Source organism: Clostridium sp. (genome assembly GCF_051650885.1).
Taxonomy (GTDB): domain Bacteria; phylum Bacillota; class Clostridia; order Clostridiales; family Clostridiaceae; genus Clostridium.
In genome coordinates this window covers 1-3732 of sequence record NZ_JBOFRG010000197.1, presented here as the reverse complement: position 1 = coordinate 3732, position 3732 = coordinate 1, and the positions used below count along the sequence as shown (strand labels likewise).

The 3732-nt window shown below is 31.7% G+C and carries 1 protein-coding gene; it reads right to left on the bottom strand.

Annotated features, from left to right (window positions below):
• On the bottom strand, positions 1-3732 hold a 3732-nt coding region (locus ACRC28_RS09485; RefSeq protein ID WP_438543208.1), incomplete at both ends, for a DUF7507 domain-containing protein.

Below are 3732 nucleotides of genomic sequence, written 5' to 3'. Positions count from 1 at the left end.
AATTAATTCTTCAGAAACTTTTGCAAATGCCTTGTTTACACTTTTGTAAATACTTCCATTTTCAATATTTATATTTGGAGAATTAACTTTTGTTAAAACTGTATTACTAATATTTTCTTTATCTACAGTAGTATTTGGTGATAAAGTAAATGTATATTTAGCTACTGCCGTATTTGGAATTGGATTTTCAGTTGGCATTTTAGTAATCTTAGCCTTATATGAAATAACGGCAGTATCATTTGGCTTGAGAGTTCCTATTTGGATTCCAACCTCAGGGTTTCCACTTGTGATTTCACGACCATTTACAGTTACGCTTCCTTGAATAAATGAAGTTCCTTCGGGAACAGTATCATTTATAACTACATTTAACGCATCTACATTACCAGTATTTTTAACCCTTATAGTATAAGTTAAAGTTTCACCTACATCCGCATAAGCTTTATCAACTTGCTTTATAAGGCCACCTGTTTCACTACTTATATCAGCTGAATTAACTTTTGTACTAACTGTATTTGAGGTGTCTTGACCTTTCCCACCATTTGGATTATTTTGATCTACTGTATAAGTGTAATTTACAGTTCCACTATTTAAAATAGGATTTGGGTTTGGGATTTTTATAACTTTCCCTTTAAATTCTATAACTACACCTTCATTTGGCTTGACTGTTCCTATATTAATTCCAGTTGCTGGATTTCCTAAATTAGTTATTCCATTTACCTTAACTGATCCTTGAATAAATGAAAGACCATCTTGAATAGTGTCAGTAAAAATAACATTATTCGCATTTGTATTTCCTTTATTTAAAAGTTTTATTGTATAAGTTACCTCATCCCCTATTTTAGCAAAGGCTTTATCAACTTGTTTTACAATACCACCAAGTTCAGGTTTAAAGGTTGCAATATTTACATTAGTTGTTACTGTGTTACTTGTACTAGTATTATTTTGAATAGCTCCAGTTAAAGGATTTACAACATAACTAAAATCTACAATCCCTTCATTAGGCATTGGATTTATAGTTGGAACTTTAGTAACTACTGCTCTAAATGAAAGAACTTTAGTTTCTGACGGTTTTATAGTTCCAATAGATACACCCGATGTTAAAGAGGCACCTACAACAACATTTCCATTTACAGCAATTGAATTATTAACAAGTTGAACTCCATCAGGAATTGTATCTTTAAATACTACATTTATAGCATCAGTATTACCTGAGTTTCTAATTCTTATAGTATAAGTTAAAATATCTCCAATATTTGCAGCTGCTTTATCTACAAATTTAACTAAATCACCATTATTTGGAGAAATAGTAGCTACATTTACTTTTGTAGTTACAAGATTAGACTCACTACTATCTGTTCCTTTTTCTCCTGTTAATGGATTTTTTATATACTCATAATTTATATTTCCTTTGTTAGGAATCGGATTTGGATTTGGCATAGATACAATTTTTACATTAAATCTTACTATTTTTGTTCCATTTGGAATAATATTTCCGATATTAACCCCTATTTCTGGATTGGCATTTGGAATGATTCCACCATCTACAGTTAAGGTATTTAAAATATAAGTTGTTCCATTTGGAATAGTATCTTTAAATAAAACATTTAAAGCATCTACATTTCCAGTATTAGTTATTTTTATAGTATAAGTTAAAGTTTCTCCAATACTTGAGTAGGCTTTATCAACTTCTTTAACAATGCCTGTAACAGGTTTTATTACAGCACCATTTACAGCAGTTGTTACTTTATTACTTGTATTCGATTCACTTTGTCCATTTGGATTTGATGGATTTACAGTATAGTTATAGTTTACAATAGCTTCATTTGGAATTGGATTAACTGTTGGAATTTCAGTGACTTTAACTTTAAAAGTTACAACAACATTTTGTTGTGGATTTATAGTTCCAATAGGAATACCTGCATTTGGAACTGCTAATATATTAGGAATTCCATTTACAGTAACAGAACCTAAAACAAAGCTTGTGCCACCTGGGATAGTATCTTTTAATACTACGTTGTTAACAGGAACATTTCCTGTATTTCTTAAATTAATAGTATAAGTTAAAACATCTCCAACCGATGCGTAAACCTTATCCACGCTCTTAACTAATCCACCATTATTTGGGCTAATACTTCCTGAGTTTATTTGAGTTGGTACTTTATTAGAAGTTACTGTAACACCTTTATTTGGGGAAGTTGGCGATGGCTTATATTCATAATCCACTGTAGCTTTATTTTCAATAGGATTTATAGTCGGAATCTTTGTAACTAGAACTTTAAATGTTACAATCACGCTAGAATTTGGACTAATATCCCCAAGTGGTACACCAAGTTCTGGATTTGCACCTTGCCTTGAAACACCATTAACAGTAACTGAATTTTGAATAAAACTTGTTCCATCTGGTGCTGTATCTCTAAAGATTACATTTAAAGCATCAACCAATCCTGTATTTTTAACATTAACAGTATAAGTTATTACATCATTTAACTTTGCATAAGTTTTATCTGCTGTTTTAATAACCCCTTCTCCTGGCTTAATTGGGCTTTCACCTATTAACGTATTTACAGTATTTGAAGTAACATTATTAGAAACAGGACTACCATTTGGGATAGGCCTATAAGTGTAAGTTAAGTCAGCTTTATTTGGAATAGGATTTGGAACTGGCATCATATCTACATGAACTCTGAAAATTATAGTTTTAACTACATTTGGAGTTAAAATTCCAATATTCACACCAGAATTTAAATCACCTGATACGCTTTGGCCATCTACAGTTAATGTACCTTGAACGTAAGATGTTCCATTTGGAATAATATCTTTTAAAATACTTGTCTCAGTTGGAATATTTCCTGTATTTTTTACACTTATAGTATAAGTTAAAGTCTCACCTATACTAGAAACCGCTTTATCAACAGATTTTATAATCCCAGGGCTAATATCAGTACCTGGCTTAACTACAGCACCATTTACATTAGTTGAAACTTGATTACTTTCTAAATTTTCTGGTATATCTGGCGAAGTTGGTGTTGGCTTATACGTGTAAATTAAATTTGCAATATTAGTTACAGGATTTGGATTTGGTAATCTTCCCTGTACAAGTCGTACTTTATAAGTCATCACAACATTTTGTCCTGGGCTTATAGTGCCTACTAAAACTCCCACACTTGGATTATCTAAAGGCCTTGAAGTACCATTTACAACAACAGATCCTTGAACAAAGCTTGTATCTTGAGGAACAATATCATTTATAACTACATTATTTGCAGCAACTTGTCCTGAATTACTAGCTCTAACAGTGTAAGTTATTTCTCCACCAATATCAGAAACCGTTGTAGATACTTCTTTTGTAACTGATGTTATTGGCTTGCCAGGTGGTGTTACTGGCACTACTGTATTTACAAGATTTGAAGTTGTACTTCCAGTCTGTGGTGTTCCTCCAGATGGTGTGTAAGTATAATCAACCTTACTTACATTTGGAATTGGATTCGGTACTGGAATTTGATTTATTTTAGCTTTAAATGATACAACAGCAAATCCATTTACAGGTATATCAGGAATATTTATTCCTGATGTTGGGTTCGAAAGAGGACTTGGTGTTCCATTTACACTTGCAGAACCTGTGACAAAAGTTAATCCACTAGCTTGAAGAGTATCTGTAAAGATAATATTAGTTAATGGAGTTGTTCCAGTATTGGTAATAATAGAAACATAATTGATCTCGTCACCAATATT